Source organism: Streptomyces sp. NPDC026522, assembly GCF_055567555.1.
In genome coordinates this window covers 69,566-92,813 of sequence record NZ_JBVHQF010000013.1, presented here as the reverse complement: position 1 = coordinate 92,813, position 23,248 = coordinate 69,566, and the positions used below count along the sequence as shown (strand labels likewise).

The following is a 23,248-nucleotide window of genomic DNA, read 5'->3' as shown; positions in this document are numbered from 1 at the left end:
CCCGGACCACTCGTCACCCGACTAGGTCGACATCAACCACATGGCGCCCCTCGCCGACGCCTGGCTGTCCGGCACGGACACCGGGCACCAGGGCCACCCAGATCACCGTGAAGCGTCCGGCTGCCACGGGCTACCGCCAGCCGCAGCCAGAGTGCCCGCCGGTCGGCACCGACGGGCACCGTGCGCTCACGGTGTGTCCGGGAGCGCGTCGCTCAGCTGAGTGAGGTGAGGAGGGTGTTGAGCGCGTCGCCCTCGGTGGCCCTGTCCGGGCTCGGGGCACGCAGCGCCTTCAGCACGCGGTCGATTTCGCCGTCGAGGAAGGTCCATGCCTGCTGATTCTTGGGCTGGAGGGTGGGCTGGTCGTCGTCCCATGCCTTCTCCAGGTCCGTGACCCGGGTGGTCGCGGCCGCCTGGTTGCCCGAGTTGAGCTTGGCCAAGGTGTCAGCGGCAATCGTGCGGAACTTCGCGATCTCGCCAGGCGGGAACGAGGACGTCGCCTGCTTCGGAGTGAGGGGGGTGGACGCGGGTGCGGGAGTGTCACCCTCTCCGGCTACGGCCGCGTGCGGCTGCTGATGTGCCCAGACGAGGAGCGCGGCGGTGGCGAGCGCCATGACGGCGTAGTAGCCGAGCATGATCCGCTCGCGCACCGGGTCCGCCGCCCGTGCGGACCGGGTCTGGCTGTGGGTCTCGATGACGTCGCCGCGGCTGCGGGTGAGATAGCCGACCGTCGCGAGGATCGCGGCGAGAAAGACCACACTGGTCACTGCGGTCCCCAGGCCCAAGCCGCCGTCGCTGCTGGGCGAGGCGAGCCAGTCACCGAGGTTGGCGCCCAACGGGCGGGTGAGGATGTAGGCCAGCCAGAACGAGAGCACCGAACTGGCGCCCAGGCGCCACGCGAGCACGATGGCCGCGATCAAGGCGAGCGGAAGGAGTACGGAGACGCCCGGGGCCCAGCCCGTCAGCTCCAGGGTCCAGTCGCCGGTCGCTGTGCCGAGGGCGAAGGTGACCAGGACCGCGAGCCAGTAGAAGAGCTCCCGGGGGCGGGTAACGATGCTGTGGATCGACAGGGTCCGCTCGCGGGCGTACCAGATCCCGAAGACGAGGGCGAGGAGGCCGGCGAACGCGCTGCTGCTCAGCGCGAGGGGGACGCCCTGGCTGTCGGTGAGGATGTCGGTGTAGAGGGTGCCGGTCACGCTGAGCACCACGACCGTGAGCCAGTACACAAACGGGACGTAGCGCTTGGTGCTGAGCTGCCAGCCCAGGACGCCGGCCAGCACGGCGGTGAAGATCAGGGAGGTGTTGATCAGACCGACACCGAGTGTCGTGCTGATCCAGTCGGCGAAGCTCTCGCCGACCGTGGTGCAGAGGATCTTGATGATCCAGAACCAGATCGTGACCTCGGGAACCTTGTTCAGCAGCTGCCGGGCGCCATGCCTGGCCGCGGCTGGTTCAGTGGTGGTAGCCATGGGGGCGAGGCTTGCATCCCGAACCTGAACACAACCTGAGCACCGGTTCGGGGAGACGCCCCCGCCGGGCAATACCGGCTTGCGTGACTGCCCACCGGCTGCTGGTCGTCGAGGGCGACCAGGGGCTTCGTGACATGCTCGCTCGCGGCTTGCGCGAGGAGCACTTCGAGGTGCTCACGGCCTCCGACGGCGCGGGCGCGCTGCGCACCGTCCACGACGGGGGTGGACGCCGTGGTCATGGACGTCGGTCTGCCGGACTCCGCCGGGCGTGACGTCTGCCACGCCATGCGCGCGGCGGGCTTCGATGCTGTGCTCTTCCTCACCGCCCACGACGCGCTGGCCGACCGGCTGTCGGGCTTCGCGGCCGGAGGCGACGACTGTGCGGCGCTCGGCTACGTCGCGATCGCCCCGAACCTCTACCACCGGTCCGGCCTGGAGACCGCCGCGGGGCTGCCCGAGAGCGCCGCAACCGGGAGCGCAACTGCGACCTGCTCGGCCGCCTGACCAGGGAAGGGATGGAAGCGGAGCTGCGGGCCGCGCTGTTCGCGGAACTCGACCACGTCATCGACGCGGAGCAGCGGGCGCGGATCGACGAGGTGCTCAGCGCCGCCGGGGTGCGGCACGAGCAGGTCGTCTACCCGGGCGCGCTGCACGCGTTCTTCATCCCGGGACGCGAACCCTACGACAAGGCCGCCGCCGAGGACTCCTGGGCCCGGGTGCGCGAGCTGTTCGCCGCCGAGGGGCTCGGTCGGCAGGAGGCGTAACAGGAAGCGGAGCAGGAGCCGGAACAGAGGGCAGGTCACCAGGAGAGTCGCCCGGGAGGGCGACGTCGGCGGGGCGTCGGTGGTTGCCGCCGGTCCCGGTCCCGCTTCTCGGTCACGTGCAGTTGCTTCGGCACGATGTCCGCTGCCTGTGAGGGTGGTGAGGACGTTCTGCCAGGTCCCGTTGGTACTCCACAGCGCAGGCGTTCCGCGCAGCGGTGCCGGGGTCCGTAGCGCGTGGGGAGGTCGCGCCGGCGGCGGCCACCGGTCTGCAGCCGAGGACGCCGTTGATGATGCCCCGGTAGTCCGGGCCGGCCGGCGCGGACCGCGGGGGCAGGCCCGGACAGCCGCCCATGGCCGGTCGCCGAGATGATGGTGGGCGGTCACACCGGATCAACGATCCGCCCGCGGTCCCGGGCATGAGACGCTCCTCGGCACGCTGCGGCGGCGGCTGCGCAGGGCATGCGCCGCGGGCCTGAGGCGGTGATCGTCGGCTGTGGTAATGCGACGGGCCAGGGGCCCACCTCGGACACCTGGCCGGTCGTGTGCGATCAGCGGGTCTTACAGCTGCGGCTGCGGCATCCGCTGCCAGCTGAACGGGCCGTAGGTTGTGTCGGTGACGGCGTAGTGGGCTTTCGGGTCGGCCGTCAGTTTCAGCCATTCCAGCGGAATGGTGCTGCCGTGCACGACGATCCGGTGGAAGTTCGAGACGTTGTAGTACGGGTGCTCGTTCCATGCGTTGGCACCCGGGTCGTGGGCACATACTCCAGCCCCGGTGGCCGGGTCCGTCTCGCCGGTGCACGTCGCCGTCGGCGACAGCGGGTTGTCCGAGCGGTACAGGTGCGAGTCACCGTTGAGCATCAGCACCGGACGGCGGAATTCGGTCGCCTTCGCCGCGACCTCGCTGATGATCGGCTCGTAGTTCGTCAGGTGGTCCTTGGTCTTGCCGTCGAGGTCCCACATGTCGGCCTGTGCCGTGATGACCACAGCCTTGGCGTGCTGGGCCGCAGCGTGGGCGAAGGCGGCATCGAGCCAGCGGACGTCGGCCGCGGTCCGGTTGGTCCGCTCGTCGGTCTGTGCCTGAGTGGCGGTCGGCACCTTGTACCAGGGGTCGGCGTCGTTGTTCGAGCTGCCGGGCACGTTGATGGTCACGAAGACGATGCCGTTCTGTGCCCACCTCACGTTCTCGGCGTATTGTGCGTCGCCCGGGTGGCGCGGGTCATAGGCGGTGGCCTGGGACAGCACCTTCAGTGTCCCGCTGCCGAGGGTTCGGCCGGGCTGCGCGAAAAAGTCCTGCCGGACTTTGGCCAGGTTGTCGAGCGGGTTGCCACAGTGGTAGCTGACGCAGTCCGCCGCGTTGGCCGACAGGCCGCTCGTGCCGATGTAGTTGGTCGCGCCCGAGGCCGAGTCGTAGAAGCCGCCGCCCTGACCGGGCGAGGTGAGACTCGACGCCTTGTGGCAGTCGGCCCACTCGTTGTCGCCCGGCGTGTAGACGAGCGGCTTGGTGAAGGTCTGCCACACGGACGCGATCGAGGCGTCGTGGTCCTCGGTGCAGAACTCTTTGCCCGAGTGGATGTCGCCCACGTGGATGACGTCGCTGATCGTCGGGTCACTGTTGATGGTGCCGATGAACGCCGGGGTCTTCTGGAACTGCGAGGTGTCGGCGTTCTGGCCCGCGGGCGGGTAGGCCGATCTGCCGTACGGCGAGTCGCCGAACACGGCGAGTGTCACTGGGCTGTGGGCTGCCGATGCCGTGGCGACCGACCCCACCGACCCCACGGAAATGGCCAGGGCGACGGCAACGAGCGTGATAAGCCCGCGTCTTAGCATGGGTCCCTCTTTCAGGTCCGGTTTGAGGGGGGGCGCTCCAGTGAACTGATCCTCAGGAGCGCGACATGGCATCAACGGCGGCCTGGAGATGACGAACTGGTGAAATTCCGGCCGCGGCCGCAGGCCGGATCGCTCAGTGCACGACGCCAGAGACATCAGGACCCTTCTCTTCACCACTTGGGGAAACTCAGGGGTCCGATCCTCACGTTCTGCGCGGGGCTGCCGAACCACACCGCAACAGAGGGTGCCCCCGGCTGGCGCCGCGGAAGTCGCTAATGAGGCGGCGTCTGAGACGGGCTAGGCGTCTGGCTCACAAGATCAAGGAAGGCAGCCACTCCGAGATGGAGAAGGTCGGCATCGTGGTGGACGCCTTCACGCGCGCCACGCCGAGGACGGTGTCGCCGTACTGGCCGCCCGGATCCGCCACCGCCGCCCTGACCGCAAGGACACGAAGACCCACCGACTCGGACGACGAATGGGTTGACAAACATCACACATCGCAAAAGCGCGCAATAGGGTCATATCGCCACCCGTGCCGTGCCGCCCTCCGAGGCCCCTGTTATCGTCGCCGTGATTCCCTGGGCCGGGAAGTTCGTCAGGCTGCTGCCGGTGACCAAGGCCCGGGGCCCTGCGCCGCCGCCCGCTCAGCCGGGCCGGTCTTCGCCGGGCACGCGGGGCATCCGCCCCACAAGCACGCCGACGGGCCACAGCCGCCCACATCTTGCGGGGCCTCGGGCTCGCGTCGCTGATTGCGCCGGGCCCGGTCGTGCCCCCAGCAACAGGACAGGACGGAACTTTCATGCCCGGACCGCGCATATCGCGCCGCGCACTGCGACGTCTGGCTGCGCTCACGGCCGCCGGGGCAGCTCTCGCAGCACTCCCCGCGCCGTCCGCGGCCGCCTCCGACTCCGCCAGTGCCCCCGTCGGCGGCTCACAGGTCACGTGCACTTCACGGCAGCCGAAACTGGCGGCCCGACTGTCGCAGGACATCGCCGACGCACTCCGCGGACACCAGGGGTCGTCAGCTCTCGCGGTCTACGACCGCCCCACGGAGACCTCGTGCTCGTTCCGGGGCGACGCGACCTTCGACTCGGCAAGCGTGGTGAAGGTCACGGTGCTCGGAGCTCTGCTGCACAAGGCCACCGCTGAGCACCGAATCCTCACACCGGCCGAGGTGGACCTGACCACGGCCATGATCACCAAGTCGGACAATGACGCGACATCCGCTCTGTGGCGAGAGGTCGGGCACAAGGACATCCAGCGCTTCCTCACCCTGGCGGGAATGCGGCACACCGTTCCGGGACCAGAGGGACTGTGGGGGCACACCCAGATCACCGCCGACGACCAACTGCAGTTGCTGCGGATGCTCACCTCGGACAACTCCGTCCTCGACCGGAACGCACGTTCCTACGTACTCAGCCTGATGAACCGAGTAATCCCCGACCAGCGGTGGGGGGTGCCAGCCGGGGCATCCGGCACAGCGACGGTCCATGTGAAGAACGGGTGGCTGCCGCGCGCGACCAACGGTTGGCGGGTCCACAGCATCGGCGCCTTCACGGGCGGCGGTCACGACTACGGAATCGTCGTGCTCTCTCACGACAACCGCTCGCTGAAAGAAGGCATCGCCATCATTGAAGGCGCCGCCGGCGTCATCAACCGCGACCTGCCCCCGCCGACCGCCTAACGGCAGGGCCCGGACGGCGGTGTGAGCGGCGATCGGCCCGGCGCCAGACTGTGGTGGTCCTTGACGTACCAGTACGCGCCCTTGCGGCTCCGGTCAAAGCCGTGGGTACGGAGGAACAGGGCGGCACCTGCGCCGAGGGTCGGCCGAGCGGTCTCTCCTTTCGGTCAGCGGTAGGGGCTCCAGCCACCGAACCGGGCCAGGAGCTGGCGGGCTTCATCGGTGTTCAGGCCGAGCGCGGCAGCCCAGGGCGCCGGGATCCTGCGAACGGGCGTGCTGTGCGGGCCAGTGCGCGGTGCGCTGGGCGAGGATCTCCCTGGTGCGGGCTGCCTTGAGGGCGGCGGTCGGTAAGTCCTGGCCGAGTTTTCGATCGCGGCGGTGACGCTTTCCAGGCACGGCTCCCAGCTCGGCGGCCAGCGGGATCGTGCTATCGCGGACGTGGACGATGTGGCGGTCCCGGTCTTCTCGGCAGCGGTCCGCGTCCTTGGACCCGCTCTCGTGGAACGGCAGGTCGCCTGCGGCAGTCCAGTCCACGGTGCGGGCCTTGCCCCGTCCAGCCGCAGGTGCACTCGGCCCGCAGGGTCGCTGCGCGGTCGGCAGGGGTGGACTTGCGCAGCGCCTTTTCAGAGATCTCCGGCGACCAGCACCGCCGCCCGCTGCGGATCCCCCGCCAGCGCGGCTGAGCAGGGGATCCGCGTTCCACATCACCTCGCCGCGACCGGGGATGACGAGCAGCAGCGTCAGTTGCGCATCCAAGCGCGACGTGTACAGAGGCGTGTCCGCTGCCGGCAGCAGGGTGTAAACCGCTTCCCGCAGCGCGCAAGCGGCAACACCGCGGCCTTCCCTGGCGGTCGGGTCACAGGTCTGGAGGGCCTCGCCGACACCTGGATCCGCCGGGTCGTACTTCTTCAGCGCGGGCAGCAGCCCAGGATCGCCCAGTACCGCCGCCGCGGTGAACGTCTGTACGTACGCGGTCCGCTCGGCGAGCAGCGCCGCAAGCGCAACGGCACCCGGATCCCGGCGCACTGCCAGACCTCGTGCGGCTTCCTCGTGCGTCTCTGGGTCTTCGTCACCGACGCGCCGCCGCGGGGCCGCCCTGATCTCCGGCCCGTCCACCTCGGCGAGCTGCCCCCGTGTGCGAAGGTGGCCTGCTCGCGCACGTGCGCCTCGTCATCGGAGGTGAGCCGGATCAGAGTCGGATGGCGCAGCAACTCGACCCCGTCCTCCTGGAGGACGTCGAAGGCGATGAAGAACGCAGGCAGGGACGCAGCGAGCTCGCGCGCGGTGCCCCGCGGGCAGCGGTACGGCGTTGCAGCCCCTCGAACGACAACCGGCCCGCTGCCGTGTCCCAGACGACCAGTTCCCCATCAAGCACCAGGCCGTCCGGCCGCCGGTCGGCGGCGACGACCAGGTCAGGGAACCGGTCCTGGAGCAGCGTCCCGCGCCGGGTCTGCACCAGCAGCCACTCGTCGCCCGCCCCGGTCAGGGTGAACAGCAACGCCCGGTACCAGTCGAACTTCTGTTGTGCACTGTTGGACGGTCCGGGAGGGATTCTTCCTCACGACTGCGTGTTCGTGGCGTCTCGGTTCGCTGCCGGGTCGAGGGAGTCGACGTCCTCCATGAAGCTCAGCATCCGGGCGTTGACGAGGTCGGGGTGGTCGATCTGCGGTCCGTGCCCGGTCGCGGCGACGATCTCGGCGCGGGCGCCGGGGATCAGCCGCGGTACGCGTTCCAGCTGCCGCTTCGGGTGCACGAGCAGGCTGCGCTTGCCCATGACCAGGTAGAACGGCGTCCGGATGGAGCCCAGCTCGGCGTCGGACAGCGGCAGCGGGGCGGGGCGGCGGATCCGGAAGGCGCGGACGCCGGCCTGGATCCACGTACGCAGCTCGGGAACGATGATCACCGGCTGTTCCAGCCATGCGGCGAGGCGGGGGCGCCACGCCTTGGGAGCGTAGGTGGCGAAGAGGCTGGCGAAGATCCAGACGAAGAAGCGCAGGCCGACCTTTTCCAGGCCGCCCGGGTCGAGGGCGGTCACCGAGGCGAGCCGCTCGGGCCGGCGGTGGGCCTGGTTGATGACCAGCCAGCCGCCGTAGGAGGAGCCGACGAGGTGGACCTTGTCGAGGCCCAGCGCGTCGAGGGCCTCGTCCATCCACTGGGCCGCGCGCTCGGGCTGCCACATGGGCTCGCGGTGGACGCTGCGGCCGGGGTCGCCGGGAGTGTCGAGGGCGTAGACGGGCCGGTCGGCGCTCAGCGCGGCGGTGTTGGGGTACCACATGGCGGAGCAGCCGCCCGAACCGTGTATCAGGACCACGGGCGTGCGTGACTCGGCTGCCGGGTCGGCGGGGCCGTACCGGTAGACGTGAGTGGTGCCGAAGCGCGTCTCGACGTCCGTCTCGGACCGGACGGGCGCCCCCTTCGCATAGAGGACGTCGCAGGTGGCGAAGTAGCGGTCGCGCAACTCGTCGCTCACGTAGCGGCCGATGTCTCGTCGCACTCGGGTCGTGTTCTCGGGCACGGGGCACCTCCGGGAAGATCCGTTCTTCGTGATACGAACGTACCACACCGTTGATACGGCGGTACCATGAAAATGTTCGGACCGAGCCGGACTGCGAACCCCCCGAACCACCCACCCCACCCACGGCCGGAGAAAGCACTGATGCCAAAGCGCGTGGACCACGAGGAACGGCGCACCCAGATCGCCGAGGCCCTCATCCAGGTCGCCGGCCGGCGAGGGCTGCACGCGGTCGGCATGCGGGACGTGGCGGCCGAGGCCGGCGTATCCCTCCGGCTCGTGCAGTACTACTTCGAGACCAAGGAGAAACTGGTCTTCTACGGGCTCCAGCATCTGACCGACCGCTTCACCACCCGGATGGGCGCCCGTCTCGCGGCCGCCGGCCCGGACCCGGGCCCGCGCGCAACGATCGAGGCGCTGCTGCTGGCATCCCTGCCGACCGACCAGGAGGGCCGGACCTTCCACCTCCTGTACAGCTCCTACTCGATCCTTTCCGTGACCGACGAGGCGCTCGCCGCCCAGCCCTTCATCGACAACCCCGACGCGGCCGAGAACGCGCTCACCGGCCTGATCGAAGGAGCCCAGGCGGCAGGCCTGGCCGATCCCGGCGCCGACGCACGCACCGAGGCCATCAGCCTGCTCGCCATGACCGCGACCATGGGGACGAGCATCCTCGTCGGTCAGCGCGGTTCCGAATCAGCCATCGCCGTACTCCACCATCACCTCGACCGCATTTTCACCGCCGACGGCCACACCGCCCCGGACGCCGGACAACGGACAGACACCAATACCTGCACGTAACTTCTGCCCGAACGTAACTCGCCCAGCACGCCAGGACCCGGCACCGGCTCCACAGCTTGCGCCAGCATCGGCTCCACCGGCGGCCACAACACCACCCGGGCCCGCCTCCACACGCGCACGGTCCCCACGAGCGGCGTCAGCCACCGCAACGCGAGATCGGTGGTCCGGTGGAGCGCACCGGGATGGCCTCACACGGGGCGGTGCGGCGCCTGCCTCAGGCGTTCTCCGCCCGCCGTCCACAGCGGGTTCCCACCCACCCGTACCCATGGGTGGAGGTCTGACATCGCCGGCACGGGCCGGCCTCATCACGCCACCAGGTCACGGCCGCGGGGCGCGGGGCGCGGACGGGGGTACTCATCGCATGTTTCACTGAATGGATGGCACCACTCCCCTTCCCCGACGACCTGATCCACCTCCAGCAGAAGTGGTCCCGCACCTAAAACCTGCTCGCGGTCCGGCCGGAACGGGGTGGTGCGGAGCTGCGGCGGGAGCTGATCCAGCCCTCCTGCCAGATCAGAGGGCATCCGTTCTGGCCGGCCGGCGGGTACAGCGCGGTGCGGCGGGTGAGCTGGGACGGGCCGCCGAGGCCGTCGTGAGCGGGACCCGGGAGCGTTTGGAGCGGTGGCGTGCCGTGCAGGCGTGGCTGACCTGGCAGCAGCACCAGGTCAACGCACCATCGCCGCCTTGGAAGCGACGCCGGCCGAGGAGCAGAGCCGCCTACCGCTGCCGCCGCCTGCGGACTGCGACGCGGGCGCGGGGCTGGCGGAGGGTGCAGCAGTCGTGATCAATCCGGTCGGCCGCCCGCGCAGCGGTCCAGACGCGGGCGCCGCCCAGTCTGCGGGGCGTACCGGACTGGGCCGGCGTCAGCTGTAGTCGGCGGTGTTCCGTACCTCGCCGAAGCGCGGGAAGCTCCGCGCTACGGTGAACTCGTGCTCGTCCGCGGCCAGTCCGGACATCGCGTCGGCGACGAACTCCACCTCGTAGCCGTGGTCGGCCGCAGCCCTTGCGGTGGATTCGACGCCCATCGTGGTGACCAGCCCGGCGAGCACCACGGTGTCCACGCCGAGCTTGCGCAGCTGTTCGTCCAGGTCGGTGCCGTAGAACGCTCCGATGGTGCGCTTGACGACCACGATGTCCCCGCGCTGTACCAGGCCATCGGCGAAATCGCTGCCCGGCGGCTGCTCCGCGACGTTCGGGCGCTCCACCCGGACCAGCACCACCGGCTGTCCGCTCGCCCGGAACGAACGGGCCAGTGCACGGCAGCGCGCGAGCACTTCGTCACCGGAGTGAGGTGCCAGCGGGAGGGCGATGATGCGCGGCATCAGGTCGATGAGGATCAGTGCGGAGGTCATGGCGGCCATCGTAAGGCCGTTCGGTCACCCGGGAATTGGGTGGCACACAGGCGAGGCTGAGCACGCAAAATGCCATGGGGGCTCCGCTCTCTGCACATGGCGAGGCGCCGCTCCTGGCAGCACGAAACCAGTGGCCCGGAAGCTGGAGGTTCCGTAGCGTGCCAGTCATGCCGACACCCTTCCTGTACTGCCGTGATGCGTTGAACCCTCGACGCGTGGACGAACACTTCGCGCTGGAAGCACGGGAGGTCCGCGCCTTGGGCGGGGCAGTAGGGCTGATCGACCACGCCGCGCTGTTGCGGGGCGAAGCACAACTGGCTGTTGCACACGTTCCGGCTGGGCTGGGAAACGTCTGGTACCGAGGCTGGATGATTCCCAGCGATCGATACGCCGCGCTGGCTGAGGCCCTGCGCCGACGTGGCGCCGAGCTGATCGTCACACCGGAGCAATACCGCACCGCTCACGAACTGCCGGGCTGGCATGCGGCCTTCGCCGACATCACGCCTGCGAGCGTGTGGCGCCCCACCGAACCCGGTGAGATGCCGACCTCCGACGACCTGGCTGCTCTCGCCGAGCCCCTGCTGCCGGGGGCGGGAATCGTGAAGGACTACGTCAAGTCCCGCAAGCACGATTGGGAACAGGCCTGCTTCATTCCCGACCTCGCCGACGCCGTGCAGCTGACACGGGTCGTGCAGCGCTTTGTCGAGTTGCAGGAGGAGTACTTGACCGGTGGGATCGTTCTCCGCGCCTTCGAGACGTTCTCGCGGCTTGAGTCCGTCGCGGCTGAAGTGCGCGTCTGGTGGCTGGACGGGGTACCCAGGCTGCTGACTCCCCATCCGGATAGCCCGTTCGGGCGCGGGCTGGTACCCGACCTCGATCACGTCGCGCCCGCAGTGCGGCGCCTGGCATGCCGGTTCGTCACGACCGACATGGCCCTTCGCTCGGACGGGGCGTGGCGGGTCGTCGAAGTCGGTGACGGCCAAGTCAGTGATCTGCACCAGTCGAGCAGCCAAGGCGAATTGGCCGCACTGCTGGTCGGTCCGTAGCACTTGCGCTCCCTCCCAGCACCAGGTCAAGTGGTGTGCTCGTCGAGCCTTGACGAGGTCGTGGGCGAGGGCCGGTCACTGCTCGGTGCGTCGCTCGCCGCCCGTCGCTCCGCCGGTGCCGCCCCGTCCAGCGTCCCTCTACAGCGAGGCCAGCGGAGGGTGCGAGTTGGGACGGGGATGCCGGTCAGGGGTCGGCTTCCGGTCAGGCGGGCTGCCGAAGAGGGAAGTCCGGGAGGGGGCGAGCGCTCTGGGCGGTTCGCCGCCTCCTCGGCTGAGGGTCCCCCAGGCGAATCCGACGATGCCGGCCTGGAGCCGTGACTCCACTTCCAGCTTTGCGAGGATCTGTGCCACGTGGGCCTTGGCGGTGCGCTCGGTGATGGCGAGACGGACTGCAATGGTCCGGTTGGAAGCCCCCTTCGCCAGGAGCTGGAAGACGTCGAACTCGCGTTCCGACAGCAGCGGCACGCGGGCCAGGACGGCGTCCCAGGCGCGGTCGTGGGGTGCGGCCCCCCGGTCGGTAACGAGGTAGGAGCCCCAGGCGTGAGGGCTCCTGGTCTCTGCGGTGTTCATGGTGTTGACCGACTCCTGAGTTCTAGACCGTGGGGTGGGTCGTCGGCAGTACCGACGGTTCGAAGCAGGCCGTGCGGGGCCTGGGCGTGGTCATGTGACGCTCCTTCATTCATTACTTGCCGGCGTAGGGTCGGCCGGCGGAGGGCGGGCTCGTGGCCGGTCGCCCTGGTCTTCGGTGGGGGGAGGGAGGAAGGCGGAGCGGGGGAACGTCCCGCCGGACGGGCACCGCGCGCGAGTGGCGGCACGTGCAGGGGCGCGCCGAGTTCCGCCCGGTCCGGGCACAGCCCCCAGGCCCGTCCAGGGTTGGGGAAACATCGAAGGCGCGCTGGGAAGCCCGGAGTGCGGAGGCTGGGTGACCCAGCCCTCCGTGCGGTGTCGCGTTCCGGCGTCGTGGCCAGCGGCGGCCGGCGCCGGAGGCGTGGGCGGCGTTGTCGGGGGCGGCGCGGTCCGGCCCGAAGTCCGGCAGGACGAAGGGGCGCCGCCTGCGGGCCCAACCGGTTCGAGTTGGGATGCGGCGGGCTCACTGTGGAGGATGGACGGTGATGGCGGTGCGCTCCGGGCGTCCGTCTCGGCGTCCGGGCGCGCGGCAGTGACGTCTGGGGAGGGCGGACGCCACCGCAAACCCGGGCCGACCGACCCGGCGGGACCGCAGGTATCAGTCCGGATGCGTGCCGCAGAGGGCTACGGCCCGGCGACGGGTGCTTGCCGCTGCCGGGAACCGGCAGGGGCCGGCGGAGCCGGGTGGCCGCAGCCACGCGGTCCGGGTGGGTGCGCGCTGCGCCCCGTTCGGGGGCGGGTTTTGGGAGGCGGCGCGGGCGTTGGCTGGTTCCCGCCGTCCGAGGGCGCCGGGTGTCGGCGCACCGCAGGGAGTGAACGGGGGGATGACGTGGGTGTGGTGCCGCCCGGCCTCCCTCAGGCAACAGGGAAGTCGGGTTCCTCTGGGTACTGCCGAAGCGAAGTCACGGGATATTGCGGCGACCCGACGCCGGATATCTCCGGCAGCCCTCAGGCGTAACTCGGCCGCTGGGCCCCCGTCGTTCCTCCCTATTTTTTCAGTCAGCTGCACGGCGATTATCGGCCACCTTCTTTCTGGCCACGCGGGAATGTGATTCGGGACACCACAGAGGCCGCCGTACGGGAATGGCACCGAGGGAGACGGGTACCGCCCGGGCCGGTGAACCCGAAGGGTCCGGAAACCGGGTGACAGACTCCCCGCAGACATGCACCCGCAGGCACCGAAGGCCGGTTCCTGCAGAAGCGGTTCCCCCTGCTCGACCACGAGACGACCATACTCAAGGTCCCCCAGGTCACAGGGTGCACGCCCCTCGCCCATGACAACTCCCTCGGGTGTCTTGAAGGAATGGGTGGCTCGGACGCAAGCGGTCAACGCGTTCTCGGCGACGAAAGGGGTTACTCCCTGGTCACCGCGCATGTCACGCTACCGACGCATTCCGGTACAGGCAATGAGTGATCCAATATCTGAGACACCATCCGGCTGAAAATCGTCCGCCGCCGGTCCGGATATCTCGCTTTTCTCGTTGCGAAATAAACCAGAAATAATCCGGTCCGGTCCGTGGACACCCGGAGGCCCGGACAAAGGGCCTCGGACGCAGCCGCAAGGGGCCGACGTACCGCGCGGCGGGCCGGCCCGCAGGACCGGACGCCGAAGCGCCCGCCGGGGGTGCCGGCGGGCGCAGCGGGTAGGTCCGGCCGGGGGCGACCGGAGGGGGCTGAAGGGCGGGCCTACGGGATTCCGGCCAGGCGCAGCAGCGCCGCCGTACCCGCGGCCGCGAGCACCACCACCAGGAACGGCGCCTTGCGCCAGGCGAGCACGCCGCCGACGACGACGCCGGCGGGCCGGGCCACACCGGCGAAGCCGGCGCCCTCGGCGAGTGCCGACGTGGCGGCGAGGGCGGCGAGCAGGACGACCGCGGAGACCTCCAGCAGCTTCTCCGCCCGCTGCGGAAAGGTGACCCTGGCGCGCAGCGCCGGGCCGGAGAGGCGGAGCAGGAAGGTGCCGCCCGCCAGGGCCAGCATCGCGGCCAGGGTCGGCATCACGGGTACGGCGTCGCTCAACGGACCGCTCCTTCGGACGACTCGGAAGACTCGGATGACTCGGACGGAGCTGACGGCTCGGACGGATCTGATGGACCTGACGGATCAGATACCGCGGCAGGATCGTCCGACCCGGCCGACGGAGCCGACCCGCCCTGCCGCGCCGAGAGGAGAACGAACAGCGGCAGCGCGCCGAGCGCGACCAGGACGGGCAGGCCGGCGGGCAGGAACGCGACCGCCGCCAGGGCCAGGGCGCAGCCCGCCAGCGCGGTCCGCCGCAGGGCCCGCTCCTTGAGGGCGGGCAGGATCAGCGCCACGATCACGGCAGGGAACATGGCGTCCAGCCCCAGGGCCCCGGTGTCCTGGACCACGGTTCCGAGCAGCGCCCCGAGGGCGGCGCCGACCGGCCAGATGACCAGGATGCCGAGGCCGCAGGCCCAGTACGCGGCGCGCTTGCGCGGGAGGCCGTCCTGGGCGATGGCGAAGACCACCGTCTCGTCGTTCATCAGGTGGGTGCCGACCAGGCGGCGCCAGCCGCGCCCCAGCACGTCGGGGACCGCCAGGCCGAACGGCAGGTGGCGGGCGTTGACCAGGAGGCCGGCCAGGAGGGCGGCGATCGGGCTGCCACCGGCCGCGATGATCCCGACGAACAGGAACTCCGAGGAGGCGGCGAGGACGAGAGCGCCCATCAGGACGGGGAACCACCAGGGGAATCCGGCGGTGACCGAGACGGCGCCGTACGAGACGCCAATGACGCCGACGGCCAGGCAGACGAGGGCGATGTCGCGTAACGGGCCCCGGCCCAATGTTCTCCATATCGAACGCATGGTCTTTATAATGAACAACACTGTCACGTTCGTCAAGACGAACAATCGACCACTGGAGCGAACGCCGTGTCCGACGCCGATCCCGCCCTCAAGCCCCCACTCGAAGTGATCGCCGCCTCCCTGCGGGCGGAGCGCGTACGGGCGGGGCTCTCCCTCACCGAGGTGGCCCGCCGGGCCGGACTCGCCAAGTCGACGCTCTCGCAACTGGAATCCGGCGCCGGAAACCCCAGCCTGGAGACGCTGTGGGCCTTGTGCGTGGCCCTGGAGATCCCGTTCTCCCGGCTGCTCGCCGCCCCCCGGCAACAGGTCCAGGTGATCCGGGCGGGCGAAGGGCCGACGGTGGACTCCGCGCAGAGCCCCTACCGTGCGACCCTCCTCACCGCGTCCCCTCCGGGTGCCCGGCGCGACGTGTACAGCATCGCGGCCGAGCCCGGGCCTCGGCGCTCCTCCGCCGCACACCTGCGCGGCGTGGTGGAGCACGTGGTCATCAGCTCCGGCCGGGCCATGGTCGGCACCGCCGACGAACCGGTGGAACTGCACCCGGGTGACTACATCTGCTACCCGGCGGACGTGGCGCACGTCTTCCAGGCGCTGGACCCCGGAACCCGGGCCGTGCTCGTCTCCGAACACCAGTGAACGCGGGACCGGACCGGAAGGGGGTCCGGTCCCGCGCGAGCCCCCGGCGACTCAGTGCCCCATGCCCAGCCCGCCGTCGACCGGCAGGACGGCTCCGGTGACGTACGCGGCGCCCTCGGAGGCCAGGAAGTGCACGACCGCGGCCACCTCGTCCGCGTGGGCCGCGCGGGCCAGCGGTACCCGGTCCAGCATGGCGGCCCGCTGCCGCTCGCTCAGGCCCCGGGTCATGTCCGTCTCGACGAAGCCCGGCGCCACCACGTTGCAGGTGACGCCGCGGGAGCCGAGCTCGCGCGCCACCGACCGGGCGAAGCCGACCAGGCCGGCCTTGGACGCCGCGTAGTTGGCCTGGCCCGCCGAGCCGAGCAGGCCCACCACCGAGGACACGAGCACGATCCGGCCCCTCCGGGCCAGCAGCATCTCCCCCGCGGCCTGCCGCACCACCCGGAAGACACCGGTCAGGTTGGTGTCGAGGACGTCGGTGAAGTCCTCCTCGGACATCCGCATCAGCAGCCGGTCACGCGTGATGCCGGCGTTCGCCACCAGCACCTCCACCGGCCCGTGGGCCTCCTGGACTTCCCCGAACGCCCGCTCCACTGCGTCGGCGTCCGTGACATCGCAGGTGACCGCGAGGCACCCCAGTTCCTTCAGCTCCGCGGGCGGCTCACCGGTGCGGTACGTCACCGCGACCCTGTCGCCCGCCTCGGCGAACGCACGCGCCACCGCGAGGCCGATGCCCCGGTTCCCGCCGGTGACCAGGACCGAACGGCTCATCTCTCACGCACCCTTTCCCCGGGCCCGGGCCGCCCCACGGACGGGCTCCGGACCCTGCGTACCTCTGTGTCGTCCCGGGGCCGCGGCCGCGGCCCCGGATCAGGCGATCTTGTGCACCCAGCCGAACGGGTCCGGCCGGAGCCCGGTCTGGATCCCCGTCAGTTCGGCGTGCAGACGCGTGGTGACCGGGCCGGGCTTCCCACCGCCGATCGTCCAGTCACCGTCCACGCTGCGCACGAAGCCGACCGAGGTGACCATGGAGGACGTCCCGCAGGAGAACACCTCGGTCAGCGCCCCCGACTCCGCGTCGGCGCGCCACTGCTCCACGCTGATCCGGCCCTCCTCGGCCTCGTAGCCGAGTTCGGCCGCCAGGGCCAGCACCGAGTCCCGCGTGACGCCCGCCAGCAGGGTGCCCGACAGCTCCGGAGTGACCAACCGCGACCCGTAGACGAAGAACAGGTTGCTGGTGCCCATCTCGTCCACCCAGCGGCGCTCCGTCGAGTCCAGCCACACCACCTGGTCGCAGCCCTGCTCCCGGGCCTGCGCCTGGGCGACCAGCGTGCCCGCGTAGTTGCCGCCGCACTTGGCCTCACCGGTCCCGCCGGGCGCGGCCCGCGTGTAGTCCTGTGACAGCCAGACGCTGAGCGGCTTCGCTCCCGCTGTGAAGTACGAGGCCGCGGGCGAGGCGATCACCATGAAGCGGTAGGCGGCGGACGGCCCGTAGAAGCCGATGGTGTGCTGCGTCGCGATCATGAAGGGGCGCAGGTAGAGGCTGTGCCCCTGCTGCTCCGGGACCCAGTCGCGGTCGGCGGCCACCAGCAGTTCCAGCGCCTCAACGAACGTCTCCTCCGGCAGGGCCGGCATCGCCATCCGTGCACAGGAGAGGTTGAACCGCGCGGCGTTGGCGTAAGGGCGGAAGGTGGCCACGGTCCCGTCCGGACGGCGGTAGGCCTTCATGCCCTCGAAGACCTCCTGGCCGTAGTGGAAGACCTGGGCCGAGGGGTCGAGCACCAGCGGGCCGTAGGGGTGCAGCCGCGCGTCGTGCCAGCCCCGTTCCCGGTCCCAGTCGATGCTGATCATGTGGTCGGAGAACACCTCGCCGAAGGCGGGTGCCTCAAGGAGCGCGGCCCGCTCGGCAGCGGGCAGCGGGTCGGCCGGCTCGTGGGTGAAGGTGATGGTCATGGCTCGCTCCGAGGCGTCGCAGGGATACCGGTTCGGTTCTCAGGTCTGGGTCCCGGCCTCCGTGGCCGGGACGCGGCGGCACCGGCCGCGGATCTCGAGGGCCGGTGCAGCCGCTTCACAGCGGTGTGTTGGCGTGCTTGCGGTCGGGCTGGTCCGCGTGCTTGGTCCGCAGCATCCGGAAGGCGCGGATCAGCTGCGACCGGGTCTCGGCGGGGTCGATCACGTCGTCGACCAGGCCGCGCTCGGCCGCGTAGTAGGGGTGCATCAGCTCCGAGCGGTAGTCCTTGACCATCCGGTCCCGCGTCGCCTGCGGGTCGTCCGCCGCGGCGATCTCCCGGCGGAAGATGACGTTGGCCGCGCCCTCGGCGCCCATCACCGCGATCTCGTTCGTCGGCCAGGCGTAGGACAGGTCGGCGCCGATGGAGCGGGAGTCCATCACGATGTACGCGCCGCCGTACGCCTTGCGCAGGACCAGGGAGATGCGCGGGACGGTGGCCTCGCAGTACGCGTACAGCAGCTTCGCGCCGTGCCGGATGACCCCGCCGTGCTCCTGGTCCACCCCCGGCAGGAACCCGGGGACGTCCACCAGGGACAGCAACGGGATGTTGAAGGCGTCGCACATCCGCACGAAGCGGGCGGCCTTCTCGCTGGCACGGATGTCCAGGACGCCCGCCAGCGACACCGGCTGGTTGGCGACGATGCCGACGACCTGGCCGCCGAGCCGGGCCAGCCCGCACAGGATATTGGGGGCCCAGCGCTCGTGGACCTCCAGGAAGTCGCCGTGGTCGACGATCTCTTCGATGACCTTGCGCATGTCGTAGGGCAGCTTGCCCTCGGCCGGCACCAGGCCCAGCAGGGCGTCGCAGTACCGGTCGTCCGGGTCGGTGGCAGCCGGGGCAGGCGGGTCCTGCTGGTTGTTCGACGGCAGCAGGGAGAGGAGGTAGCGCACCTCGCCGAGGCAGGTCCACTCGTCCTCGTAGGCGAAGTGGCACACCCCGGACAGCTCCGCGTGCACGTCGGCGCCGCCGAGCCGCTCCTGGGTGACGTCCTCGCCGGTCACCGCCCGGACCACGTCCGGACCGGTGATGAACATCTGCGAGGTGCCGCGCACCATGAAGACGAAGTCGGTCAGCGCGGGAGAGTAGGCGGACCCGCCGGCACACGGTCCGAGGATCACCGAGATCTGCGGGATCACCCCGGAGGCCCGGACGTTGCGGCGGAAGATGCCGCCGTAGCCGGCCAGGGCGGAAACGCCCTCCTGGATGCGGGCGCCGGCCCCGTCGTTGAGCGAGACCAGCGGGGCACCTGCCGCGATGGCCATGTCCATGATCTTGTGGATCTTCTCCGCGTGAGCCTCGCCGAGCGCGCCGCCGAAGATCCGGAAGTCGTGGGCGTAGACGAACACGGTCCGGCCCTCGACCGTGCCCCAGCCGGTGATCACACCGTCGGTATGGGGCCGGCGCTCCTCGATGCCGAACCCGACGGCCCGATGCCGGCGCAGCTGCTCGACCTCGTTGAACGACCCTGCGTCCAGCAGCAGTTCGATGCGCTCTCGGGCGGTCAGCTTGCCCTTGGCGTGCTGGGCTTCGGTCGCCCGGTCGCTCGGGCCCCGCACAGCCGCCTCCCGGGTCGCGTGCAGCTCCGCCACCCGCCCACGGGCGTCGGTGCGCGGCTGCGGCGCCCGGCCTGGGGATTCCTGCTGGACGGTCATCTACTCTCGTTCTCCTTCCGGGGAGGCCGGCACGGCCAGGACGGCGGCGGGGGTGGTCTCGGCTTCGGTGGCTGGCACGGCGACGGCGGTGACGAGCACGTCGCCCGAGACCCGCCAGCGGCCCGTGAACCGGGCGGGCAGCCGCGTCCCGCCGGGGAGCCGTGCGCCGGCCCGCACGGCGTCGGGCACGTCGGCACGGAAGGTCCCCGCCGACGGGTCGAAGCGGACGCAGGCCTGAAGGAAGCCCAGGAAGAGTCCGGTGGCCGGGAACCACGCCTTGTAGACGCTCTCCTTCGCGCTGAACAGCAGCCGGTCCCAGCGCACTTCGGGCCGGCGGACGAGCAGCTCCGCCACGAGCGCGCGTTCCTCGAGGCCTGCGACGAACTCCAGCACTTCGGCGTCCAGCGGCAGGTGCGGCTCGGCGTCGATGCCGAGCGCGGCGATCTCGCCGCGCCGGGCCACGGCGGCGGCCGTGTAGCCGCGGCAGTGTGTGATGCTGCCGACCACCGATCGGGGCCAGCCGGGCGCGCCGCGCTCCCCCGCAGGGATCGAGGCGGCGGGCGTGCCGAGCCGTTCCAGGGCGCGGTGCGCGCAGTACCGCCCGTTGGCGAACTCCCGGCGCCGCCCGCGCGCGGAGCTGCGCAGCGAGGCGGCCTCGGCCCGGTGGGGCGCGAACTCCGGGTGGTCCTGAAAGGTCTCCCAGGCGGCCGCCTGTGGGGGCAGCAGACCTGTGATCACCACCGTGCCTCCACCGGGTCTGCCGGCCGGACCGGTGCCGTCGGGAGGCCGGCTGCGGGCGCGGGCTTGGGAGCGACGGCCGGTACCACGGCGGGGCGGCAGCGCTGCCGGTGCGCGCCCAGGCCCGCCACCTCCGCCTCGACCAGGTCTCCGGCCCGCAGGTACGGCTGGTCCGGCCGACCGAGGGCGACGCCGCCGGGGGTGCCGGTCAGCACCACGTCGCCGGGGTGCAGCACCATGAAGCGGCTCAGGTACCAGACGAGGTGGGCCACGTCGAAGACCATGTCCGCGGTGGAACCGTCCTGCACGAGAAGGCCGTTGACCTTGCAGGTCAGCCGCAGCGCCTGCGGGTCCCCGGCCTCGTCGGGCGTCACCAGGTACGGACCCAGCGGGCCGAAGGTCTCGAAGGACTTGCCCTTCACCCACTGCCCGCCGCGCTCCAGCAGCCAGCTGCGCTCGGAGACGTCGTTGGCGGTGGCGTAGCCGGCGATGTGCGAGGCGGCGGCCGCCCGGTCCGGCAGGTAGCGGGCGACCCGCCCGATCACCACCGCGAGTTCGACCTCCCAGTCGGTCTTCTCCCCGCCCGGGGGCAGCAAGAGGTCGTCATGTGGGCCGACCATGGTGGAGGGCGCCTTGCTGGCGACGATCGGCTCTCCGGGCAGGGGCAGTCCCGCCTCGGCGGCGTGCGCGCGGTAGTTGAGCCCGATCGACAGCAGGTTTCCGCCGGGGCGGATGGGCGGCCCGATCCGCTCGGCGGCCGGATCGACCTCCGGCAGCCTCCGGCCCTCCCGCTCCAGCCTCGCCGCCAGGTCACGCAGCGCGTCCGGGTCCAGGTGGGCGCCCGTCCAGTCCGGCACCCACGGGGAAAGGTCCCGGACGGTGCCGCCGGGGCCGACGGCACAGGGCCGCTCTCGCCCCGGCGGCCCGATCCTCAGCAGCCGCATGTCAGCCGGCCGCCGGGCTCTGTTCGAGGTACTTCTCGAAGAAGCCGGTCTCCGCCTCGGTCAGCCGCCGGGGGCGTCCGGCCTCGTAGTCGAACGGCGCCATCACCGTGGAGGCGGTGGCGTAGACGGTGTCCCCGTCCCGGACCACGTAGTCGACGGTCACGGTCGCCGACTGGAGGTCGGAGACCCACATCTCGATCTCCACCGGGGCGTGCCGGTGGACCAGTTGCTTGCGGTAGCGGATGGAGTGCTCCACCACCACCGAGCCGTCCCGGAAGAAGGCGTCGCCGTCGGTCGGTGCCATCCGGAAGACGAAGTCGACCCGGGCCTCCTCGAGGTAGCGCAGGTAGGAGACGTTGTTGACGATGCCGTAGACGTCCATGTCCGACCAGCGGATCGGGCAGGGGTAGCTGTGCCGTGCCATCAGGACCGGTCTCCTTCCGCGACGGACCGGGCGGCAGCGGGCCCGTGTGCGCCGGTGCTCTGCTGGAAGGCCGTCACGTAGTCGTCGGCGGCGATCGGCGCGCGGAGCAGCTCCGGGGTCAGGCCGAACCCGTCGGTGAGGGTCTGTACGTGCGGCAGCAGGTCTGCGCACAGCGCGTCCGTCCGGTCGGCGATTTCCTCGACCTGGTCGGCGGTGAGCACACCGCGCGCCAGGTACCAGCCTGCGTCCCGGCCGACCTCGGTCAGCCCGTACAGCGCGGTCAGCAGGCCGAGTGCGGCGCGGGACTCCTCGGTGCGCGCGGCGGCGGCCGCCTCGGACAGGCACTCGAGCGCGGTGCGCACGCCGCGCGTGCGGGCCATCTCCAGGCCGGTGTTGATGGTGGCGTTCCACGCCTCGAAGTACGTCCGGTCCGCGGAGTCGTCGGCCATGGCCGTGCGGGCCCGGCGCAGCAGTTCCTGTTCCCGGTGGCGCAGCGCGGCGATCAAGAACCCCGCGTCGCGCAGGTCGCGGCCGTGGGGGTCGGGCGCGGCGGACGGCTCTGCGTCCGCGTCACCCGCGGCGATGATCTGCCCGGCGGTGGTGGCCAGCAGCACCTGGTTGTCGCCCTCCGCGGTGACCAGGCCCTGGAGCAGGGAGCCGTAGTCCGCGATCCGGTTGACGCTGAAGATGCCCTGGGCGCCGCAGCGTTCCCGGCATACGGCGATGACGTCGGTCATCTCCCAGGTGGACAGCGCCTTGGTGATCGACACCAGGTGGCCCAGCTCGGCCGGCGCGGCGTTCTGGGGGGCCGCGGTGAACTCCCGCTTCGCGTGGTTGAGCAGCAGCGTCATCGCGTACGTCCGTGCCAGTGCGGTGAACAGCGCCAGCTGGTGGCTGCGGTACTCGATGACGGGCAGGTCGTTGCGACCGGGGGCGTTGGTGAGCCGCTGCACCGCGTAGCGCAGGGCGATGTAGACGCTCGCGCGGCCGGCGCCGGTCGCCGCGCTGGAGACGCACAGCCGTCCGGGCAGGATGCGGCTCATGGCCCGCAGGAAGCGCTTGCGCTGGTTGCCGGAGGCGGGGCGGAACACGCCGTCCTCGCCGAAGCCGCCCATGTCGCCGTGGAGCAGGTTGCGGCGGGGGACCCGTACGTGGTCGAACCAGGTGAGGCCGTTGTCCAGGCCCTGCACCGGCTTCTCCGGGCAGGGGGCCGCGTGGACGCCCTCGCACAGCTTCGTTCCGTCGCTGATGCGCACCAGGAACGGGAACACGCCGTGGTCCTTGCCGTCCGCCTTCAGGCGCGCCATCACCACGGCCAGCTTGGGGACGTCCTGGAACCCGCTGTAGGACATGTACTTCTGCGCGAGCGCGTCCGGGGTGTTCAGGACGAACGTCTCGGTCTCGGGGTCGTAGACGGCCTCGGTGCGCAGCGCGGCCACGTTGTTGCCGTAGCCGAGCTCGGTGGCCATGTACGGGCTGAAGGAGTCCAGCCGGTCCAGCTCGTCGACCAGGTCCTTGAGGTCCTCACGGTCGCCGTGCTCCACGACGGTGCCGAAGGCCAGGTTGTAATGGACCATCAGCAGCGAGAACGTCGATACGTCCACCAGCGAAGGCCACTCGGCCAGGGCGAAGAGCCGCCACGGGTCGGCCAGGATCTCCCGCGGGCTCTCCAGGGCGCCGTGCACGGCGCGCGACCGCTCGTAGGCCAGCTTACCGGCCCCGGTCATGTCCAGACCCTCGCGCGGGTCGAACACGGGGTCCAGCAGGAGGTCGTGGAGATCCTTGTGGGTCTGCTCGTACCTGCCGTCGAAGAGCAGCCGGGTGAGGTCGGCGGAGGCCGACGAGGTCATCTGAGGGTCCTTTCCAGCGGTTCGGATCGTGCGGTCGGCCGGCCGTTGCCGGGTCGGGGGGACGGGCCGCCCGGGGCGGTCCGCCGGTGGG

Annotated in this window: 22 protein-coding genes; 6 read left to right on the top strand and 16 right to left on the bottom strand. The window is 71.0% G+C overall.

Annotated elements, in window-relative coordinates; all coding sequences use genetic code 11:
- Window positions 1-212: 212 nt before the first annotated feature.
- Window positions 213-1,466 carry a COG4705 family protein gene (locus ACZ4M3_RS29455; protein WP_467737728.1) on the bottom strand — a complete coding sequence of 418 codons (1,254 nt, stop codon included), beginning with the start codon at window positions 1,464-1,466 and terminating at the stop codon, window positions 213-215.
- 237 nt (window positions 1,467-1,703) lie between these two features.
- On the opposite strand from ACZ4M3_RS29455, the gene ACZ4M3_RS29450 reads away from it, so the two are divergent.
- Together ACZ4M3_RS29450 and ACZ4M3_RS29445 are read left to right on the top strand one after the other, a co-directional pair.
- Entirely contained in the window at window positions 1,704-1,970 is a 267-nt protein-coding gene (locus ACZ4M3_RS29450; protein ID WP_467737726.1) for a response regulator, read from the top strand.
- 11 nt (window positions 1,971-1,981) lie between these two features.
- On the top strand, window positions 1,982-2,230 hold the full coding sequence (locus ACZ4M3_RS29445; RefSeq protein ID WP_467737724.1) for a dienelactone hydrolase family protein: 249 nt from the start codon (window positions 1,982-1,984) through the stop codon (window positions 2,228-2,230).
- Between the two features lie 558 nt (window positions 2,231-2,788).
- Here the strand turns inward: ACZ4M3_RS29445 and ACZ4M3_RS29440 are convergent.
- The gene (locus tag ACZ4M3_RS29440) at window positions 2,789-3,958 is read right to left on the bottom strand and encodes a hypothetical protein (RefSeq protein WP_467737722.1); all 1,170 of its coding nucleotides are present in this window, start codon (window positions 3,956-3,958) and stop codon (window positions 2,789-2,791) included.
- Window positions 3,959-5,156: 1,198 nt separating this feature from the next.
- On the opposite strand from ACZ4M3_RS29440, the gene ACZ4M3_RS29435 reads away from it, so the two are divergent.
- Window positions 5,157-5,741, top strand: a complete 585-nt coding sequence (locus ACZ4M3_RS29435) for a serine hydrolase (protein ID WP_467737720.1) — start codon at window positions 5,157-5,159, stop codon at window positions 5,739-5,741.
- Between the two features lie 213 nt (window positions 5,742-5,954).
- Here ACZ4M3_RS29435 and ACZ4M3_RS29430 read toward each other — a convergent pair whose 3' ends face one another.
- The 3 genes from ACZ4M3_RS29430 to ACZ4M3_RS29420 form a co-directional block, all read right to left on the bottom strand.
- Window positions 5,955-6,854 carry a hypothetical protein gene (locus ACZ4M3_RS29430; RefSeq protein WP_467737718.1) on the bottom strand — a complete coding sequence of 300 codons (900 nt, stop codon included), beginning with the start codon at window positions 6,852-6,854 and terminating at the stop codon, window positions 5,955-5,957.
- A 73-nt stretch (window positions 6,855-6,927) separates the two neighbouring features.
- Complete coding sequence (locus ACZ4M3_RS29425; protein ID WP_467737716.1) at window positions 6,928-7,236, bottom strand: DNA ligase-like domain-containing protein; 309 nt, start codon at window positions 7,234-7,236, stop codon at window positions 6,928-6,930.
- A 60-nt stretch (window positions 7,237-7,296) separates the two neighbouring features.
- Window positions 7,297-8,253, bottom strand: a complete 957-nt coding sequence (locus ACZ4M3_RS29420; protein ID WP_467737714.1) for an alpha/beta fold hydrolase — start codon at window positions 8,251-8,253, stop codon at window positions 7,297-7,299.
- Between the two features lie 141 nt (window positions 8,254-8,394).
- Here ACZ4M3_RS29420 and ACZ4M3_RS29415 point away from each other — a divergent pair, with 141 nt between their 5' ends.
- Window positions 8,395-9,051 (top strand): TetR/AcrR family transcriptional regulator, encoded by a 657-nt coding sequence (locus ACZ4M3_RS29415; RefSeq protein WP_467737712.1) that lies wholly within the window; start codon window positions 8,395-8,397, stop codon window positions 9,049-9,051.
- An 863-nt stretch (window positions 9,052-9,914) separates the two neighbouring features.
- Here ACZ4M3_RS29415 and ACZ4M3_RS29410 read toward each other — a convergent pair.
- Window positions 9,915-10,403 carry an isochorismatase family protein gene (locus ACZ4M3_RS29410; RefSeq protein WP_389666805.1) on the bottom strand — a complete coding sequence of 163 codons (489 nt, stop codon included), beginning with the start codon at window positions 10,401-10,403 and terminating at the stop codon, window positions 9,915-9,917.
- A 167-nt stretch (window positions 10,404-10,570) separates the two neighbouring features.
- On the opposite strand from ACZ4M3_RS29410, the gene ACZ4M3_RS29405 reads away from it, so the two are divergent.
- Entirely contained in the window at window positions 10,571-11,449 is an 879-nt protein-coding gene (locus ACZ4M3_RS29405) for an ATP-grasp domain-containing protein (RefSeq protein WP_467737709.1), read from the top strand.
- Window positions 11,450-11,587: 138 nt separating this feature from the next.
- Here the strand turns inward: ACZ4M3_RS29405 and ACZ4M3_RS29400 are convergent, their stop codons facing one another.
- The 3 genes from ACZ4M3_RS29400 to ACZ4M3_RS29390 all read right to left on the bottom strand — a co-directional run bounded on the left by ACZ4M3_RS29400 (window position 11,588) and on the right by ACZ4M3_RS29390 (window position 14,901).
- The gene (locus ACZ4M3_RS29400) at window positions 11,588-12,019 is read right to left on the bottom strand and encodes a LuxR C-terminal-related transcriptional regulator (RefSeq protein WP_467737707.1); all 432 of its coding nucleotides are present in this window, start codon (window positions 12,017-12,019) and stop codon (window positions 11,588-11,590) included.
- Between the two features lie 1,743 nt (window positions 12,020-13,762).
- Window positions 13,763-14,074 (bottom strand): AzlD domain-containing protein, encoded by a 312-nt coding sequence (locus ACZ4M3_RS29395; RefSeq protein WP_467738005.1) that lies wholly within the window; start codon window positions 14,072-14,074, stop codon window positions 13,763-13,765.
- Window positions 14,075-14,091: 17 nt separating this feature from the next.
- Window positions 14,092-14,901 carry an AzlC family ABC transporter permease gene (locus ACZ4M3_RS29390; RefSeq protein WP_467737705.1) on the bottom strand — a complete coding sequence of 270 codons (810 nt, stop codon included), beginning with the start codon at window positions 14,899-14,901 and terminating at the stop codon, window positions 14,092-14,094.
- Between the two features lie 66 nt (window positions 14,902-14,967).
- Here ACZ4M3_RS29390 and ACZ4M3_RS29385 point away from each other — a divergent pair, with 66 nt between their 5' ends.
- Window positions 14,968-15,537, top strand: coding sequence for a helix-turn-helix domain-containing protein (locus tag ACZ4M3_RS29385; protein WP_467737703.1), 570 nt, complete (start codon window positions 14,968-14,970; stop codon window positions 15,535-15,537).
- Window positions 15,538-15,588: 51 nt separating this feature from the next.
- On the opposite strand, the gene fabG is transcribed toward ACZ4M3_RS29385, so the two are convergent.
- The 7 genes from fabG to ACZ4M3_RS29350 all read right to left on the bottom strand — a co-directional run bounded on the left by fabG (window position 15,589) and on the right by ACZ4M3_RS29350 (window position 23,157).
- A complete protein-coding gene (gene fabG, locus ACZ4M3_RS29380) occupies window positions 15,589-16,308 on the bottom strand; it encodes a 3-oxoacyl-[acyl-carrier-protein] reductase (protein WP_467737701.1) in 720 nt (239 codons plus the stop codon).
- Between the two features lie 99 nt (window positions 16,309-16,407).
- Complete coding sequence (locus tag ACZ4M3_RS29375; protein ID WP_383512466.1) at window positions 16,408-17,490, bottom strand: branched-chain amino acid aminotransferase; 1,083 nt, start codon at window positions 17,488-17,490, stop codon at window positions 16,408-16,410.
- A 115-nt stretch (window positions 17,491-17,605) separates the two neighbouring features.
- Window positions 17,606-19,201, bottom strand: a complete 1,596-nt coding sequence (locus tag ACZ4M3_RS29370; protein ID WP_467737699.1) for an acyl-CoA carboxylase subunit beta — start codon at window positions 19,199-19,201, stop codon at window positions 17,606-17,608.
- Window positions 19,202-19,942, bottom strand: a complete 741-nt coding sequence (locus ACZ4M3_RS29365) for a 4'-phosphopantetheinyl transferase family protein (RefSeq protein ID WP_467737697.1) — start codon at window positions 19,940-19,942, stop codon at window positions 19,202-19,204.
- Window positions 19,936-20,883 (bottom strand): fumarylacetoacetate hydrolase family protein, encoded by a 948-nt coding sequence (locus ACZ4M3_RS29360; RefSeq protein WP_467737695.1) that lies wholly within the window; start codon window positions 20,881-20,883, stop codon window positions 19,936-19,938. The genes ACZ4M3_RS29365 and ACZ4M3_RS29360 overlap by 7 nt, the downstream gene beginning before the upstream one ends.
- 1 nt (window position 20,884) lies before the next feature.
- Window positions 20,885-21,307 carry an acyl-CoA thioesterase gene (locus ACZ4M3_RS29355; protein WP_467737693.1) on the bottom strand — a complete coding sequence of 141 codons (423 nt, stop codon included), beginning with the start codon at window positions 21,305-21,307 and terminating at the stop codon, window positions 20,885-20,887.
- Window positions 21,307-23,157: an acyl-CoA dehydrogenase family protein gene (locus ACZ4M3_RS29350; protein WP_467737691.1), complete on the bottom strand. Its 1,851-nt coding sequence runs from the start codon at window positions 23,155-23,157 to the stop codon at window positions 21,307-21,309. The genes ACZ4M3_RS29355 and ACZ4M3_RS29350 overlap by 1 nt, the downstream gene beginning before the upstream one ends.
- Between the last annotated feature and the right edge of the window lie 91 nt (window positions 23,158-23,248).

Excerpts from the sequence above, each read along its gene's own strand:
- ACZ4M3_RS29455 (WP_467737728.1), bottom strand. The coding sequence starts at position 1,466 with ATGGCTACCACCACTGAACCAGCCGCGGCCAGGCATGGCGCCCGGCAG.
- ACZ4M3_RS29450 (WP_467737726.1), top strand. The coding sequence starts at position 1,704 with ATGGACGTCGGTCTGCCGGACTCCGCCGGGCGTGACGTCTGCCACGCC.
- ACZ4M3_RS29445 (WP_467737724.1), top strand. The coding sequence starts at position 1,982 with ATGGAAGCGGAGCTGCGGGCCGCGCTGTTCGCGGAACTCGACCACGTC.
- ACZ4M3_RS29415 (WP_467737712.1), top strand. The coding sequence starts at position 8,395 with ATGCCAAAGCGCGTGGACCACGAGGAACGGCGCACCCAGATCGCCGAG.
- ACZ4M3_RS29410 (WP_389666805.1), bottom strand. The coding sequence starts at position 10,403 with ATGACCTCCGCACTGATCCTCATCGACCTGATGCCGCGCATCATCGCC.
- ACZ4M3_RS29405 (WP_467737709.1), top strand. The coding sequence starts at position 10,571 with ATGCCGACACCCTTCCTGTACTGCCGTGATGCGTTGAACCCTCGACGC.
- ACZ4M3_RS29400 (WP_467737707.1), bottom strand. The coding sequence starts at position 12,019 with ATGAACACCGCAGAGACCAGGAGCCCTCACGCCTGGGGCTCCTACCTC.
- ACZ4M3_RS29395 (WP_467738005.1), bottom strand. The coding sequence starts at position 14,074 with ATGCCGACCCTGGCCGCGATGCTGGCCCTGGCGGGCGGCACCTTCCTG.
- ACZ4M3_RS29390 (WP_467737705.1), bottom strand. The coding sequence starts at position 14,901 with ATGCGTTCGATATGGAGAACATTGGGCCGGGGCCCGTTACGCGACATC.
- fabG (WP_467737701.1), bottom strand. The coding sequence starts at position 16,308 with ATGAGCCGTTCGGTCCTGGTCACCGGCGGGAACCGGGGCATCGGCCTC.
- ACZ4M3_RS29375 (WP_383512466.1), bottom strand. The coding sequence starts at position 17,490 with ATGACCATCACCTTCACCCACGAGCCGGCCGACCCGCTGCCCGCTGCC.
- ACZ4M3_RS29370 (WP_467737699.1), bottom strand. The coding sequence starts at position 19,201 with ATGACCGTCCAGCAGGAATCCCCAGGCCGGGCGCCGCAGCCGCGCACC.
- ACZ4M3_RS29360 (WP_467737695.1), bottom strand. The coding sequence starts at position 20,883 with ATGCGGCTGCTGAGGATCGGGCCGCCGGGGCGAGAGCGGCCCTGTGCC.
- ACZ4M3_RS29355 (WP_467737693.1), bottom strand. The coding sequence starts at position 21,307 with ATGGCACGGCACAGCTACCCCTGCCCGATCCGCTGGTCGGACATGGAC.
- ACZ4M3_RS29350 (WP_467737691.1), bottom strand. The coding sequence starts at position 23,157 with ATGACCTCGTCGGCCTCCGCCGACCTCACCCGGCTGCTCTTCGACGGC.